The organism is Candidatus Endomicrobiellum pyrsonymphae (assembly GCF_020328025.1).
GTDB classification, from domain to species: domain Bacteria; phylum Elusimicrobiota; class Endomicrobiia; order Endomicrobiales; family Endomicrobiaceae; genus Endomicrobiellum; species Endomicrobiellum pyrsonymphae.
In genome coordinates this window covers 1-15,062 of the sequence record NZ_JAIXMZ010000024.1, presented here as the reverse complement: position 1 = coordinate 15,062, position 15,062 = coordinate 1, and the positions used below count along the sequence as shown (strand labels likewise).

Below are 15,062 nucleotides of genomic sequence, written 5' to 3'. Positions count from 1 at the left end.
TTGATGAGAAGGTCTTATCATCAATGTTTATAAAACTGAAAAAGAAAATCAACGCAGAGCATAAAAGAAAAATATTAAGCGACAACTTTTCATTTCATAGTCTTAGACATAAATTCATAACTACGCTTATTAATTCGGGACAATCTGTAAAAAAGATTAGTGAAATAGTAGGTCATGCAAGTATTGCGATGACAGAACGAATGTATTACCACTATACAGATGAAGAGAAATTAGTCACAATTTCAAATCTAAGTTTTGGCAAGGATATAGAAAATACGTTAAAATGATTTGCGATTATTTTGCTAACGAGTTATGTTTTTACATAGCGTTTTAGATACTACAAGAATGTTTGAGATTTGAGCTGTTTATCGTCCTACAAGCATACAATTTTTAAGTCTTAGACGAATTCTTCGTTTTGTGTAGGAATAGCCGAGAGCGGGAATTGAACCCGCGACCACCTCCTTACCAAGGAGGTGCTCTACCACTGAGCCACCTCGGCACTTTCTCGGAAAACAAGTCATACAAAAGCTCAAAGCGGGAGACGGGAATCGAACCCGCATGACCAGCTTGGAAGGCTGGAGCACTACCACTATGCTACTCCCGCAAATAATTTGGCATGGGGGCGGATGGATTTGAACCACCGAAGGGCAAGCCCGCCAGATTTACAGTCTGGTGCATTAGACCTCTCTGCCACACCCCCCCCTATCACATCTAATGCTGTTGGTTTTCGTAACAATCAAAAGGAAAGAAGAACTCGCGGAACAAGCGACCCGCTGATCGTACAAAAAGATTAGCACCCTTGTCAAACCTCCGTAGTATCTCGTAACGCAATGGATTTTTCTAAAGGCGAGCTGAAAGATCTTATGTTGTAGCAAAATCTAAAAGCAAAACAAAATCAAGATTTTTGTGATATCTTTTTATGTTATACTAAAGTAAATAATCAATCAAATGACTGTTGATTATATTTATATCCATCGTTCAAATCGTCGTCATATTCGTTTAAGAGTTGTTCTAGCATATGAAAGTATAAAAGCATTGCTATTTGGACTTCTTGGATAATTCCAAAAGTGCGCGATTGTTTTATCTTTCAACTCCTCATCAAACAATCCGTAAAACTTTGACCCATTATCTGTTTGGATATGTTTTATTTCAAACGGACTTACTCGGTTTATTTTTACTAAAAAGTCTTTTGCATTTGCGCTACTTAACTTTTATACACTTGTGTATACGCTTGTGAAAATGCAACCCTTGATTTTACATCTATTACATTTATGAAATATCTCTTTGTCCATTCTTCGCATATCTATCTTTTACGTTTAGGGCCTCTATCCCTTCTTATGTGTCTTTTTTTAATGATTTGACAGGTGCGTATAATTCGAATTATATGTTATAATGTTACCCATTCAACTAACTTAATATTGTAGATTTTCAGGCGGTTTTAAATGCACGATTACCAATTACTTGAAATTATGGCGATAGGTTTTGGTCTCGCTCTTACGTTCGGCTTTATAACGCAAAAGCTAGGACTTTCTTCTATTGTTGGATATCTTTTAGCAGGATTTTTAATAGGTCCCGCTTCTCCTATATTTGTAGCAGATTACGGTTTGGCATTTCAACTTTCCGAAGCGGGTGTTATCCTCTTAATGTTTGGTGTGGGACTACATTTTAAGATGGATGATCTTGTAGCTGTCAAAGGTGTTGCCATCCCCGGTGCAATTGTACAAAGTACAGTGGCGACAATTTTTGGAGTACTGCTTGGCACATCGCTAGGACTAGAGTTAAAATCAGCCCTAATATTGGGTTTCGGACTGGCTGTAGCAAGCACTGTCGTCCTTTTAAGGGTTTTAGAAGATAACGATACAGTGAATACTGTACATGGACACGTAGCAGTAGGATGGCTTGTTGTAGAAGATATTTTAACAGTGTTAATACTTGTTATCCTCCCGAGCATTTCAATGATATTGTACAATTCAAGCGCTACAGCCGGAAGTATAGAAATACTTAAGGCCGTAGGAATTGCTTTAGTACGTATTGTTATGTTATGGATTTTGGTGATGAAGGTTGGTGGATTTTTTGTTCCATGGCTTTTGTCAAAAATTGTAAAAACACGTTCTCAAGAACTTTTTACGCTTACAGTTTTAGTTGTGGCTTTTGCAACTGCGATTATTGCCGCCACTGTATTTCAAACATCATTTGCCTTAGGCGCATTTTTAGGCGGTATGGTTGTCGGAAAGAGCAAGGTAAGCCATCAAGCAGGCGCCGATATCCTACCTTTAAGGGACGCTTTTGCGGTTTTATTTTTTCTCGCTGTAGGCATGCTTCTTAATTTAAAATTCGTAGTGGAGCATCCACTACTTATATGTACATGTCTCATTATTGTTTTATTGATTAAGCCTTTAACCGCGTTACTTGTGGTTTCTGTGTTGGGGTATTCTACAAGAACAGCCCTGACAGTTGCCGCAGGTCTTGCTCAAGTTGGAGAATTCTCTTTTATATTGGCACAGGAAGCAAAACGTTTAAATCTTGCGGATGACGTTGTTTACAATGCAATAGTGGTATGCGCAATTGTATCAATAACTTTAAATCCGACGATATTTAAGGCTATGCCTAAAACAGAAAAAATTCTGCGTTCTAAGCCAAAATTATGGAAAACATTAAACTTTTTTGCTGACAGAAAAGGAATAAAATTTAACAAAAATAAAGAAATAGCAAAAAATTTACTCCCAACAGAAGAATATCTTACACAAAAAACAGCTGTGATCGTAGGTTATGGACCCACAGGTAAAGCAGTGACGAAAGCGCTAATAGAGCAAAGCGTAAACCCAATTATTGTTGAAACGAATATTGATACGGTGAATAGCTTGAGTTCGCAGGGACAAGCTGTAATTTACGGGAATGCATCGAAAAAAGAGATCTTACTCGCGGCAGGCATTAAAAGCGCTGACTATTTGATTATTACAATACCTTCTTTACCCTTAACGCTTGAAGCAGCTTCTATCGCTTCGGCATTAAATCCCAAAACACGCATACTTGTAAGAGCTCGTTTTCTAGACCACAAAGAAAACTTAAAACAAATAGGCATATCAGGCATCGCTTTTGAAGAAGAAGAAGTTGCAAAAGCTTTAACTTCTTTACTGCTTGACGATCTGGAACAACAAAGACTCCTTGCGACAACATTAGAAATTGCCACTCAACCTCTCGACGAAAATCACAAATAAAAATTGCCATCATGCTTTGAAGGTTTTTCTGTTTGTTTATTTTTGTTTTTTTACTTTGTTTGATGCAATCTTTTTTGCATTTTTAACCTTATAAACATTCTTAGCGTTGCACAGATTTTTGCAATACCGCGTATTTCTTTTTTTAGATTGGTTATTTCTTATATGAGTTATTAACTCTATTTTGTCAACCGTTGCTTTTACCATTTCGTTAATTTTCTTGAATAATTCGTTTTTTGTAGCTTCGGCGTGTTTTACAGCTTCATCGATAAACTTTTTTCCTTCAATAGCTTCCAATTTATTTTCTTTTACAAATTTCTTTGCAACTTGTTCGACCTTTTTCTTGCCTCTCAATGCTAGTCCTACGCTTGCATAAAATACTGATTTCAAGTTTGCCATTTGCTAAAACCTTCCATTGAAAAGCACCTGCGCCAAGTTATACAACATTTATTACTCCCATTTAAAAACTATTTATTTTTGTTGATTTTTTCAGCGACCTGATCACCAGTATCTACGTCCGTTCCCGTTAGAATAATATATTGTACTTTGGGTATAAAATCATTATTAGCAAAAACATATACCTTGGAAAGATATGCCGTTTTATCGTTTACTCTTATCTCAGGCTTAATTTCACCTTCTATCGTAACAACTTTTATAGGTCTGTCTTTAATCGCTTTCAAAACTAAATCATAATATCCGCCATCGTTATATGTTATAGAATATCCATAGGCTTTTTTTTCAAACGCAGAAATTTCTTCACGCTGACCGTCAGTCGCATTCATCAACCAATATACGTCCATGGGATGAGTTTTATCTATACTGCCATCGTTGCCTAATACTACGTCATACATAACAACATTTGCATTTTTATTTCTTTCAATTTTAAAAAGATTTTTAGTAATCGACTGTGCGAACAAAGACGAATATCCAAATAACAATCCGATAAACAACAATACAATAACATTTACTTTTTTCATTTTAAATTTTCTTTTTTATGAGATTTTCGGCATTATACAAAAATTATTAATACCTTTGTCAAATCATCATACCCCAGCAACTTCGCTACCACCCCTTTCAGTGAAAGAGGAATTTACCGCCGTGTCTTTACTTTCCTTTTTTAAAAATAAGTCATTCTTCCTTAGCAGCCTGCCATCGAATGTTTTAGTCGAGGGGTGGCAGTTGAAGCCTGATGTGGTATTTACGCAGTCTATTGATATTTCCCATTTTAAAAAATGTATAATACTCATACATTCGTCCAGATTAAAAAATTATAGCGGAGGAGAAAATGGAAAAATTGCTAAAAGATTTGTTAATGTCAGACGGTATTTCCGGATATGAAGAAAACGTTGCAAATATTATGACAAATGCTCTTTCCAGGGTATGCGCCAACGTTGAAACCGATAACTTCGGAAACGTTATAGGCAGAACGGGAAAAGGCAAAAAGAAAATAATGATCGCCGCCCATATGGACGAAATAGGAATGGTTGTAAAAAATATCACTGAAACAGGATACATTTACTTCATTAAAGTCGGCGGAATAAACGATTCTATTCTTCCGGGGAAAATAGTAGAAATTATTAACAAAAAAGGGGAACACATAACAGGAATCATAGGCGCAAAACCGCCTCATTTGATGACTGCAGAAGAAGCAAAGCAACCAATAAAATATACAAATATGTTTATAGATATAGGAAGATCCTCAAAAGAAGAAGTATTAAAAGTTTTAGACGTCGGCGATCAGATAATTTTTGAACCTAGCGCGGGCGTATTGAACGGCGATTTTTGTTACGGAAAAGCGGCAGATAACAGAATAAGCTGCTATGCTATGACAAAAATTATGGCAACTCTTTCTCAACTAAAAAACTTAGATGCTGAGGTTTACGCATGCGCTACTACTCAGGAAGAAGTCGGTTTAAAGGGAGGTAAAACGTCTTCATTTAAACTCAATCCTGATTTTGCGCTCATAATAGACACTAATACAGCGGGAGATATGCCAGGAATTGAAGAAAAGGTTTCTGCATTAAAGCTTGGAGGAGGAGTTGCAATAACAATGATAGAAGCTTCCGGCAGAGGGACCATAGTATCTCAAAAAGTGCGCAAACTTATGGTTGACACAGCGAAAAAAAATAAAATTCCTTATCAGATAGATATAATTGACGGCGGTATGACTGATGGAGCTGTAGTATATACAAATAGGAATGGAATCCTTACGGGAATATTAAGCATTCCTACAAGATATGTTCACGCTCCAACTTCTGTTTTTAACATGAAAGATATAAATGCTGCAGTAGATTTGGCAGTTAAAACAATAGAAAAGGCGGCAAAAGAACTTTGAGTTTAAATTTTTGTATTCTTGCAAGTGGATCGAGCGGAAATTGTTCTGTAATATGGACTGAAAAAACCGCGATTCTAATCGATTGTGGATGTAGCGCCAAATATATAGTTGAAAATCTCGGCAGTTTGGATATAGCCCTTCAAAGTTTAACAGCAGTAGTTATAACGCATGCCCACATGGATCACATAAGCGCATCAGGTTTGGGACTGTTGCGTAAAAATAATATTCCTATCTATCTGCACGAAGATATTTTTAGAGATATTTTCAGAAAATACGGCAATAAACTTGAAGAATGCGTTACTGCGACTTTTTATGAAAATTCTAGGATTAAAGATATTGACGTTAAATATTTTGATGTCTATCACAAAGACACAAATATTTCCCGCGCGATAGGGTTTAGTTTTTCGTATGTAACTAATGCGAAACAATACAAAGTAGGATATGTAACTGACACTGGAAAAATTTGCGATAAAATTATAAAAAATTTAGTTGACAGCGATATTCTGGTAATAGAATCAAATTACGACAGAATGATGTTAGACGATAGTTTTAGACCTTATGATAATAAACGATGGGTAATAAGCGATTGGGGACATTTGTCAAACGAGGACGCCGCTGGCGCTGTTTGTGAAATAAAAAGATTGTCTTCAAACAAAGATAGTTTAAAATATGTGTTTCTTGCCCATATAAGCGAACATCACAACACTCCCGAGCTTGCTATGCAAACAACAAGAGAAACTCTTTTGAAAAAAGGTGTTGACGACGTAAAAATTTTAACAACCAAAAGAAAACAGAAATGCGCAACGATAAGAATCGCAGCTAATTAACGTTGATGCTGTTTTATTCAGCGTGTTTTTTGCTGTTATCATGCAAATGGGAATCTCTGTTAAGTACAAGTAAAACGGAGCCGATTTCTCGGAGACAATCTAGTTGACATATTGTTGGTGTGAATACACTTTTGTTGTCTGCTTCTGAACTACTATTTCAAAAGCATTATAGCAGCTATAAGATATATGTCTTCTGCGCTAGAACCTCTGCTCAAATCGCTTACAGGAAGAGCAAGCCCTTGAATTATAGGTCCCAATGCCTGAAAACCGCCAAATCTTTCAGCAATTTTATAGCCGATATTTCCCGCGTTTAAATCAGGGAAAACCAAAATATTTGCGTTTCCCGCGACCGCAGAACCCGGAGCTTTTCTCTTGCCTACTGACGAAACAACGGAAGCATCAAATTGAAGTTCCCCGTCAACGTTAACATTTGATTGACCCGCAAAATAAGTTTTTACGATGTTCGTCGCTTCTATAACTTTTGCCAAAACTTTACTATCAGCGCTACCTTTTGTTGAAAATGAAAGCATCGAAACATTTGCCTTTTTTCCAGGGAAAAGTTTCTTGAAATTGCCGACAGTGGATATTGCAATGTCTTTTAATCCCAGAGCATTGGGATCAGGATTTACGGCGCAATCTGCAAACATTATAGGTTCTTTTATGATTGGATGATTTTCCGGAGGAATCATAAGAAAATATGAAGAAACAACTTTTATTCCTGCAGCAGTTCCTATTATGTAGAAACTTGCTCTTAAAACATCTGCGGTATCATAAACAGCTCCGCTCACACATGCATCGCATTTTCCACTTTTTAAATACATCATCGAGAAATACAAAGGATGCTTCAAAAGATCCAACGCATCCCGTTCTATCGTTCCTTTTTTTGCTCTCGCGTCAACAAATTCTTTGATTTTACTTTCATCAAGCAGGGATATATCCATAGATATTATTTCAATACCGCTTAAATCTATATCGGCTTCGGAAGCAATTTTCTCAACTTCTTTTATGTCTTCAGAGGGCATAACAACTGAAGCAATACCATTTTTTGTAAGCATCTGAGCTGCTTTTAATACTCTTTCATCAAAACTTTCCGGCAAAATCACCTTTCCTTTTACACTTTTTGCTAAATCTAAAATGTGTTCTCTAATACCCATACTTATTCTCCCATCAATTTCTTGTCTCTCTTATTTCTTTTCTTTTAATCTTTCAGCTTATCGTTTTTGGAAGCTCTTTTACAAATTTTATGATTCTAGGATACTTATAAGGAGTCGTTATTTTTTTAACATGATTTTGAAGTTTTATTACAAGCTCGGGGCTTGGCTGATATTCTTTTGTAAGAACTACGGTAGCTTTTATTACAGCTCCTCTTATTTCATCAGGAACTCCCGTTATTGCACATTCCAACACGCAAGGATGTTCCATCAAAGCGCTTTCAACTTCATAATGCCCAACTCTATAACTTGAACTTTTTATAATGTCGTCAGAACGCCCAACAAACCAAATGCATCCTTCTTCATCTTTATATGTATGATACATCTCCTGTATCATATATGCCATTGTTCCAAGCGTTTTTGTCATATCATCATTCTTGTTGTAATAGTTCAAAAACAAACCTGCTGGTTTTTGTTTTCCTGTCCTTATTATAAGATGCCCCTCCTGACGTTCGCAAGGATTAACAATATCTATATCTCAACCTGCCGGTGGTTTACCAATAGATCCTGGTTTTGTTTTACCTTCATCCACGAAAAAATTGCCGCAAGAATAACTGTCTCAGTCTGACCAAAACCTTCTTTTATTTCAAGCACCGTCATTTCTTTAAATCTGTAAAAAACTTCTTTTAATTTTGATAAATCGTACTTAGAAAAATTTTCTTTTATTATATGTCTATAAATCGTCGGCAGAGCGCAAAACGAAGTAACGCCATACCTAGTTATTTTTTCCATCAAATCATACGGTTCAAATCTTTCATAGTCATAAATAAAAACGCAAGAATCACATAACCACTGTCCGTACAATTTGCCCCAAGAAGCTTTAGCCCAACCCATATTGGCTACCGTAAGATGTGAGCTACTATCATCTAAATTTTGCAAAAATCTTGCGGTTAAAATATGACCCAATGGGTATGCAAAATCATGATAAATCATCTTAAGCATGCCAGTAGTTCCCGATGTAAAATACAACGAAGATTTATTATTTGCGGTAGTTGTCCGTAAGTCTGTTGGTCTTTTAAAAATATCTGAAAATTTTGCAATTTCTTTTGAATATTCAATCTAACCGTCAATCTTACCGTTAACAGAAATTACGTTTTCAAAACTGGACAAATCTTTTCTGACTTCGTTAACGACATCTGTAATTCGTTTGTCTGCCACCGCAATAATAATTTTACATCAACAGCTTTTACTCAATACTCTATATCTTTTACAGTCAAAAGATGCGTTGCCGAAATCATCAAAGCACCTGGCTTGTGAAGCGCAATAGCACAATGCCAATATTCATAACGCCTTTTCAACATCATCAATCATCATTACAGCATCGCCTTTTTTAATACCCAAAGACTGAAAAAATTTGCCGCTCGACTACTTTACTTTTTTATATCCCCAAAAGTAAATATTCTTTCTTCTCCTTTGGGATTACACCACACAATGGGGCTTTTTTATCTGGATTAGTATCTGCAATTTCGTCAACAACATCAAATCCAAAATTGAAGTTTTCAGTAACATGGATTTTACAATTTTCTATAAAATCGTCATAAGATTTATAATTAATTTTTACATATTTTTCCGCTAACATGATTTTCTCTTTTCTATAAATTTTAATATTTTAGTCATGATTTTATGGTCAACTAACTTTATAACGACACTCTCATTACAGTTTCACCTTTAAATGTAATCACTTTTATCTCATCAAAAGGATCATTATACTTTTTTGAATATGTTTGAAGTTCATCGTGTAAAATATTTTTAATCGTAGGAACAACCCGAGCATTAATAACAGCCGCCTCGGCAACCAACAAGATTAAAGTTCTACTGTCTATTCCAACATACTGCAACTGCAACATTGAGATTAAAGCACCAAACATAGGATTGGTTCTTGACATCATATTCATCTGAGAGACAAGTAATCTGCCTACGTATTCACCTTCAGTTATATCATGTCTGTCGTCTATCGTAGTTGCAGCAACAGACGGTCCCACTATTTCTAAAAGATTTCTTGATTCAAAATCAGAATGCGATATACGCCCATAATAAGAACTTTTTACATCATCGATACTACGAACTATTCTGAAAACAGTATTCTTGCTCGGATCGTAAGTTGTCGTAACCATATACTTTATATCTGAATCGCTACTTAAAATAACTCTAACTGTCGCAAATGCTGCAACAAACACTTTATGCATTGCCTGCAAAACCGTTTCTCGATCTTTAGATGTCAATCCATCAAGCTGCATATCCAAATATAAAGTCTTGCCGACAATAGATGCTTTTGAATCTTGATTGCATTCTTTTTTTACAAGTTTTTCCAAACCCGAAATAAGATCTTCTTTAGGATACGTTACTCCACAAGAATTTAGTAAAAGAATGGTGATGAGTAAACACATTATATTTTTTAAAGGTTTCACAATAATCGCATACTCCTAGCATTATTTTATGAAATACGACATAACAACACGTAATGAAAAGACAGGCGCTATAGTCAAATCGCTTCGCTTTAAATTGCGCCATCGATGTCTTTGCGATGATGAAATGACGAAGCAATCCAGCCATAGTTAACTAACTTTACATTGGTACAACCCACTGAAAAAAGTGGAGTTAAAACTTAACAGCTCAACTTAAAGCGATTTAACTATATTACGCTTGAGGTTTTTTCTTGCCAACAGTTTTCATTACTTCTTCAAACTCATCAAAATCTAATTCCTTATCTATGACAAGTTTTTTGGCTACAGCATCAACTGCATCCCAATTTGCCTTTAAAAATTCCTCAGTTTTTGAACAACATGATTTCATTATCGATATGGTTTCGTTATTTAGTTTTTCCTTCAGACTTTGAGACAGCTCTTCCTCGGGTAAAATAAAAAAATTGCCAATTAAACCATTTCCTCCCATGCCAACTTGCCACACCATATAATTCGCTGTAGCCATCGCATGAGTAAAATCCGAAGAAACGCCGACTGTTGTTGTATTGTATTTAATTTTTTCAGCCATATACCCAGCAAGAGAAACCACAATATCTGCAATTAATTTTTCCCTATCCGGACAGTGAAGTTCTTCCCTAGGGAGATGAGCAACAAGTCCAAGCGAACCTCGATGAGATTTTACAGTAACTTTAAAAACATCGTCTGTCGGATGCATTATATACATCGCTACTGCGTGCCCGGCTTCATGGTATGCAGTCATCTCAAGTTCCTTAGGTGTCATATCTACATGTGTTTCCATACCCAAATCGATTCTATCCATAGCTTCGGACAAGTCTTTCATATCAAGCGCTTTTTTCTGTTTTCTCGTCGCAATCAACGCCGCTTCGTTTATTATATTTTCAATATCGGCAGGTGATCTATATACAGTTTTCTTTGCAAGTCTGTCTATATTTACTTCAGAAGCAACTTTCACTTTTTTCAAATAAAAATCAAAAAGCTGTTTTCTTTCTTTTAGGTTTGGAAGATCTATAGTAATTTTTCTATCAAAACGACCCGGTCTTAACAATGCTTCATCCAAAACGTCTTCGTCGGCATTTGTAGCGGCTACAACAATAACATTACTTTTCTGAGTGTCGAGACCGTCCATTTCCACAAGAAGCTGGTTTTGCGTACTGTTTGTTTCTTGTCCACCGTCGTAAGAAAAGGTTCTACCTCTTCCTATAACTTCAACTTCATCAATAAATACTATACAAGCGCCTTCAGCGCGAGCGTATTCTCTTGCTTTTTTAAAAAGACTTCTTACCCTACCTGCTCCCACTCCAACAAATATCTCTACAAACTCGCTGCCAGCCATTGAAATAAACGGTATTTTACATTCGGTTGCCATTGCTTTGGCAAGCAACGTTTTGCCACATCCGGGGGGACCCATTAAAAGAATACCTTTGATAATTTTACAGCCTATTTTTTGTAATTGTTTTCTATCTTTGATAAGCTGCACAACTTCTAAAGCTTCTTCTTTTGCGCATTCAAGACCAATAACATCTTTAAACGAAACCGCTACATCTTTAGTCTTAATTTTATTTTTCTTTAAGCTTGAAAAACTGCCTTTTTGAAAAACTGTCAACATAGAAACAAAAGCTGTCGCACTCGCTAACGCTAATAGGAGATGTATAGGTATTGTTGCAAGTGTCATAACTCTATGAAATGACTCAACTTTACTCATACCATATACCGAAAGCACTATAAGAGAAAGTACAATCGAACCAATGATAATCCATATTTTGTTATTTTGATAGAAAAACCTAAACTTGCGTATCATTCATGAAGCTCCTCCAAAAACAGGTATTTTACAGATTACTCTTTACTTTGCCTTGCTTTGCTACTGATTCCATAGCTTTTTTAACGGCTTCCGGATCTCCCAAGTAGTAGTTTTTTATAGGTTTTAAATTCTCATCAAGTTCGTAAACAAGAGGCATAGCGGTAGGTATGTTTAAATTCACTATATCGTTATCGCTAATATTATCGAGATATTTAACCAATGCTCTCAAGCTATTGCCGTGCGCTACTATAACAATTTTTTTGCCTGCTTTTATCTGTGGAATAACCTCTTTTTCCCAGTAAGGCACAACTCTTGCCACAGTATCTCTTAAACATTCTGTTAAAGGGAGTTCTCCTTTTGGCAAACCTGCATATCTTGCGTCTTTTCCGGGATATCTTTCATCATTTTTATCCAAAGCCATAGGAGGAATATTGTAACTTCTTCTCCATATTTTCACCTGATCCTCACCGTATTTTTCAGCTGTTTCAGCTTTGTTTAATCCTTGCAAAGCGCCGTAGTGTCTCTCGTTCAGTCTCCAATTTTTAATTACTGGAATCCATACCAAATCCATCGCATTAAGAACATTCCAAAGGGTCTTAATAGCTCTCGAAAGAACTGAAGTATATGCCAAATCGAAAGTGAAACCGCCTTTTTTAAGTTGTTCACCAGCTTTTAATGCTTCTTCGTTGCCTTTTTCCGATAAACCAACATCTGTCCAACCGGTAAATTTATTTTCTTTATTCCAAACGCTTTCTCCATGCCTGATTAAAACAACTTTACACATCGCATTCCTCCCCCACTCAACTAAGTTTTTATGTTACAGCCAACCGCAGTATTATATTATATTTTACTCAAATCAAACAACTTTGCGTAGAACATCACAACATATTGCGCATTTTAGGAAATTCAAAGTAGTTGCGAACAATGAAGTTGCATTTCGTAATTTAAAGACTTGTCGCTTTTAGCGTATTATACCAAAAAAGCCATCTTTTAATTTTCTTATTTGCCAAACAATCTTCATTTCTATAAACGAACTGCTCTTTTACCGTCCTGCAAAAACACTCAATAAAAGCATTGCTTTTGGGACAGCGCGGGTAATTCCAATGTCTGTGCAAGCGCATAAAATTTGTTGTAATACTGCATTTTGCGTCTCGCATAATTTACACCAATCCCAAAGGTTTGGCTTAAGCCAAACCTTTGACCCAACCTTTGCTGTTAACTTCATTATACCAATTTTCAAAATGTGCAATATGTGTTTGAGATTTTTCAGTCCTTGCAAATTAGAAAGTTTAAATTGTAGTTTACTTAATTCCCTGATTTAGTTTCTAAAAATCTTCAATTTTGAGAAAACGGTATTATAAAACCCTTCCAAAAAAGTCTTTTAAAATAGGTTTTTGTGTCAGTACTCAGCCATATATTTCTTACGAAACTGATGTCTAGCTTCTTTTTTGAGAATAAACCAACAAAAAACTCTACTAACCCACTTTGGCAAAACTTTCAATCTATCTTCATGTTGTTTTTGCATCACGTTTTTCATGAAGCAGTTAACAAATGGAGTTCGACCAGCATAATACCACCAAAGCTCCCAGCATTTTGGTGTGCCTCCGTACTTATTATTATCACGTCCGGCATAATGCAAAATTTTGGAACTGTTCTCATTAGAATTATAACTGTTCGATAATAACAACTTATTATCAGCACAAGATATATTAATTACATCTTGGTTAAGGTACGGAAAATTTTCATTGATAAGCTCAAACTATTTTTTATCTATGCCGTCTTGTCTAATTTTTTTAAGATTCAGTATCAAAGTCCCAGCATTTACATACTGTCATTTATCGTATATATCGAACAAACCGTACTGCTCCCATATTTTGCTTTTAAGATTTTTTTGAGAATAACCGTATTTAGCTACAGCCACGTAATATTTGCTTACATCGATTTTATCCAATTCCTGTAAATCATCATTAAAAATTACATCAACATCCGTATATAGAATTTTATCTACATCAAGTAGCAACTTAGGTAATAAAACTCTATAACAGCATGTGATGAGAAGGATTATATTTCTATCACGAATATGGTGCGTAATGTTGAGAGTGGTTTGTCCCTGATAGAAAAATGGTTGAAAAACAAGAATACCATAGAATTTCTTGGTATATGGGAAGAGATGCATAATCCTGCCATATTTTTAATTCCCATGAATTCGGGGGAATTAAAAATATGGCAGGATTAAATAGATTTATACTTTCGGTGAAGCAGTGGGTGGAAAAGATCAACTCAAAATGACTAATGGCAAAGGCTGGTAGATATTGTGGGACTTATGCACACAAAGATATAGCTTTTGAGTTTACTTCTTGGGTCTCACCGCAGTTTAAATTGTACTTGATAAGAGAATTTCAAAGACTTAAAGATCAAGAGCAGAAACTACTCGTTCGATCAGCTAAAAGATAACTTTCAAAAATCAATTATCGTATACATACTGATGCTATAAGGCATAATCTTATTTCTACTGAGTTAACGCCAAGTCAAATTTTTACCATTTACGCCAATGAAGCTGACGTGTTGAATGTAGTGTTGTTAAAGAAAGGCTTATAAAACTCAGCAAAATAGCAATACAGCAAATGAGTATTTTACAAAAAGTTAAAGGTAGTAAATTGTTGAAGTGAGTAAATACTTATTTGTTTAACAATATTTACAAATGCTCAGTCAGATTTTTTAGTTGATTTGTCCCTCTGTTATTTGGCAAACAATCTATGCAATTCTAGCAGACTCTGTCAAATTCAGTTGGTTTGAACTATATTGCCTATGCTTAAACCCAACCAACCGTTAGTATTACAGATAAATGAAATAAAGTATTTTTGAAAACTTAAATATACATAAAAGATTGCGGCGGAAAAGATATCCCAAAATCATTTAAATCCTTATGAATTTTGTATTTTTTAACAGGTTCTATTTCATAGGCATAAGCAATAGATTTACCATTAAAATATTTATGAAACTTTTTTTCGCCAATTCCAGCATTTTGATGCGTAAGTTTCCATAGTGCAACAGGGGATTTAATCACAACCGATTTTACTTTTAATTCTCCAACAATTTTCTTTACGGGATGAGTGCAGTAAACGACTATTAAATCTACATTATTTTTAGCTAGGATACGCCTATATTCATATCTTTTGATATTATTAAAGATTTTCTCAACATATTCAGGCTTTATTGATAATAAAATAAA

Annotated in this window: 13 protein-coding genes, 3 tRNA genes and 2 pseudogenes; 5 read left to right on the top strand and 13 right to left on the bottom strand. The window is 35.4% G+C overall.

Annotation, left to right across the window (positions count from 1 at the left end; all coding sequences use genetic code 11):
• On the top strand, window positions 1-287 hold a 287-nt coding region (locus LE180_RS03240), incomplete at its 5' end, for a tyrosine-type recombinase/integrase (RefSeq protein ID WP_374134040.1).
• Between the two features lie 140 nt (window positions 288-427).
• On the opposite strand, the gene LE180_RS03235 is transcribed toward LE180_RS03240, so the two are convergent.
• From LE180_RS03235 to LE180_RS03225, 3 genes are all read right to left on the bottom strand, one after another.
• A tRNA-Thr gene (locus LE180_RS03235) sits at window positions 428-499 on the bottom strand.
• 34 nt (window positions 500-533) lie between these two features.
• A tRNA-Gly gene (locus LE180_RS03230) sits at window positions 534-604 on the bottom strand.
• A gap of 13 nt (window positions 605-617) precedes the next feature.
• Window positions 618-700 (bottom strand) — tRNA-Tyr (locus LE180_RS03225).
• A 742-nt stretch (window positions 701-1,442) separates the two neighbouring features.
• Here LE180_RS03225 and LE180_RS03220 point away from each other — a divergent pair.
• Complete coding sequence (locus tag LE180_RS03220; protein WP_374134039.1) at window positions 1,443-3,218, top strand: cation:proton antiporter; 1,776 nt, start codon at window positions 1,443-1,445, stop codon at window positions 3,216-3,218.
• A gap of 36 nt (window positions 3,219-3,254) precedes the next feature.
• Here LE180_RS03220 and LE180_RS03215 read toward each other — a convergent pair whose 3' ends face one another.
• Both LE180_RS03215 and LE180_RS03210 read right to left on the bottom strand, forming a co-directional pair.
• Complete coding sequence (locus LE180_RS03215) at window positions 3,255-3,614, bottom strand: hypothetical protein (RefSeq protein ID WP_374134038.1); 360 nt, start codon at window positions 3,612-3,614, stop codon at window positions 3,255-3,257.
• 68 nt (window positions 3,615-3,682) lie between these two features.
• Window positions 3,683-4,192 (bottom strand): DUF4833 domain-containing protein, encoded by a 510-nt coding sequence (locus LE180_RS03210; RefSeq protein ID WP_374134037.1) that lies wholly within the window; start codon window positions 4,190-4,192, stop codon window positions 3,683-3,685.
• Between the two features lie 308 nt (window positions 4,193-4,500).
• Between LE180_RS03210 and LE180_RS03205 the strand changes: the two genes are divergently transcribed.
• The gene (locus LE180_RS03205) at window positions 4,501-5,550 is read left to right on the top strand and encodes a M42 family metallopeptidase (protein ID WP_374134036.1); all 1,050 of its coding nucleotides are present in this window, start codon (window positions 4,501-4,503) and stop codon (window positions 5,548-5,550) included.
• On the top strand, window positions 5,547-6,377 hold the full coding sequence (locus LE180_RS03200; RefSeq protein ID WP_374134035.1) for an MBL fold metallo-hydrolase: 831 nt from the start codon (window positions 5,547-5,549) through the stop codon (window positions 6,375-6,377). Before LE180_RS03205 ends, LE180_RS03200 begins: the two co-directional genes overlap by 4 nt.
• Window positions 6,378-6,529: 152 nt before the next feature.
• On the opposite strand, the gene pta is transcribed toward LE180_RS03200, so the two are convergent.
• From pta to LE180_RS03165, 7 genes and pseudogenes are all read right to left on the bottom strand, one after another.
• Entirely contained in the window at window positions 6,530-7,531 is a 1,002-nt protein-coding gene (gene pta / locus LE180_RS03195; RefSeq protein WP_374134034.1) for a phosphate acetyltransferase, read from the bottom strand.
• Between the two features lie 52 nt (window positions 7,532-7,583).
• Window positions 7,584-9,167: pseudogene (locus LE180_RS03190) on the bottom strand (AMP-binding protein).
• A 58-nt stretch (window positions 9,168-9,225) separates the two neighbouring features.
• Window positions 9,226-9,996 carry a hypothetical protein gene (locus tag LE180_RS03185; protein ID WP_374134033.1) on the bottom strand — a complete coding sequence of 257 codons (771 nt, stop codon included), beginning with the start codon at window positions 9,994-9,996 and terminating at the stop codon, window positions 9,226-9,228.
• Between the two features lie 229 nt (window positions 9,997-10,225).
• Entirely contained in the window at window positions 10,226-11,830 is a 1,605-nt protein-coding gene (locus LE180_RS03180; RefSeq protein ID WP_374134032.1) for an AAA family ATPase, read from the bottom strand.
• Window positions 11,831-11,858: 28 nt separating this feature from the next.
• Window positions 11,859-12,614 (bottom strand): 2,3-diphosphoglycerate-dependent phosphoglycerate mutase, encoded by a 756-nt coding sequence (gene gpmA / locus LE180_RS03175; protein WP_374134031.1) that lies wholly within the window; start codon window positions 12,612-12,614, stop codon window positions 11,859-11,861.
• Between the two features lie 160 nt (window positions 12,615-12,774).
• Window positions 12,775-12,951, bottom strand: a complete 177-nt coding sequence (locus LE180_RS03170) for an integrase core domain-containing protein (RefSeq protein ID WP_374134030.1) — start codon at window positions 12,949-12,951, stop codon at window positions 12,775-12,777.
• A gap of 710 nt (window positions 12,952-13,661) precedes the next feature.
• Window positions 13,662-13,850 (bottom strand): glycosyltransferase, encoded by a 189-nt coding sequence (locus tag LE180_RS03165; RefSeq protein WP_374134029.1) that lies wholly within the window; start codon window positions 13,848-13,850, stop codon window positions 13,662-13,664.
• 18 nt (window positions 13,851-13,868) lie between these two features.
• Between LE180_RS03165 and LE180_RS03160 the strand changes: the two are divergent.
• Window positions 13,869-14,410 (top strand): annotated as a pseudogene (locus LE180_RS03160) (KilA-N domain-containing protein); the annotation flags it as partial.
• A 289-nt stretch (window positions 14,411-14,699) separates the two neighbouring features.
• Here the strand turns inward: LE180_RS03160 and LE180_RS03155 are convergent.
• Window positions 14,700-15,062 (bottom strand): ASCH domain-containing protein (locus LE180_RS03155; protein ID WP_374134028.1); only part of this gene is annotated, 363 nt, incomplete at its 5' end.

What these genes read in the sequence shown, in the direction of transcription:
- LE180_RS03210 (WP_374134037.1), bottom strand. Translation starts at nt 4,192, where the DNA reads ATGAAAAAAGTAAATGTTATTGTATTGTTGTTTATCGGATTGTTATTT.
- LE180_RS03205 (WP_374134036.1), top strand. Translation starts at nt 4,501, where the DNA reads ATGGAAAAATTGCTAAAAGATTTGTTAATGTCAGACGGTATTTCCGGA.
- LE180_RS03215 (WP_374134038.1), bottom strand. Translation starts at nt 3,614, where the DNA reads ATGGCAAACTTGAAATCAGTATTTTATGCAAGCGTAGGACTAGCATTG.
- pta (WP_374134034.1), bottom strand. Translation starts at nt 7,531, where the DNA reads ATGGGTATTAGAGAACACATTTTAGATTTAGCAAAAAGTGTAAAAGGA.
- LE180_RS03180 (WP_374134032.1), bottom strand. Translation starts at nt 11,830, where the DNA reads ATGATACGCAAGTTTAGGTTTTTCTATCAAAATAACAAAATATGGATT.
- LE180_RS03220 (WP_374134039.1), top strand. Translation starts at nt 1,443, where the DNA reads ATGCACGATTACCAATTACTTGAAATTATGGCGATAGGTTTTGGTCTC.
- gpmA (WP_374134031.1), bottom strand. Translation starts at nt 12,614, where the DNA reads ATGTGTAAAGTTGTTTTAATCAGGCATGGAGAAAGCGTTTGGAATAAA.
- LE180_RS03170 (WP_374134030.1), bottom strand. Translation starts at nt 12,951, where the DNA reads ATGCGCTTGCACAGACATTGGAATTACCCGCGCTGTCCCAAAAGCAAT.